Genomic DNA, 480 nt, shown 5'->3' on the forward strand with positions numbered 1-480 from the left:
ATGAGGGACGGCCAAATTTGGGTTCAGTCAGAACCTTCAAAAGGCTCAACATTTACCCTTACTGTCAAGGCAAAGCGCGGCGCGGAAGACAGGCAAAAAGGTTTGTTAGATGTCAATTTAAACAATGTCCGCATTATGGCGGTAGATGACGATCCGGACATATTAACATATTTCCATGATATAACGCAGATGTACGGTTTATCATGCGAAACCGCCGCAAGCGGGGAAAAAGCGCTTGAACTCATGGAGCAAAAAGGCGGCTCCCATATCTATTTTATAGACTGGAAAATGCCAGTTATGGACGGCATACAGCTTACCCGTCAAATAAAGGAGCGTAATCCTGAAAATTCCGTCGTGATAATGGTTTCCGCCGTCGCTTGGAGCGCGATTAGTGAAGAGGCAAAGGCGGCGGGCGTTGATAAATTCCTTCACAAGCCGCTGTTCCCCTACTCTATCGAAGAAATAATCAATGAAAGTCTC

At 46.0% G+C, this 480-nt stretch carries 1 protein-coding gene; it reads left to right on the forward strand.

All coding sequences use genetic code 11. The features are described from left to right. The coding region (locus ACYVRA_RS08650) for a response regulator (RefSeq protein WP_461252314.1) at positions 1-480 on the forward strand (480 nt) is incomplete at both ends.

It is taken from the genome of Treponema sp. R8-4-B8, from assembly GCF_054786175.1.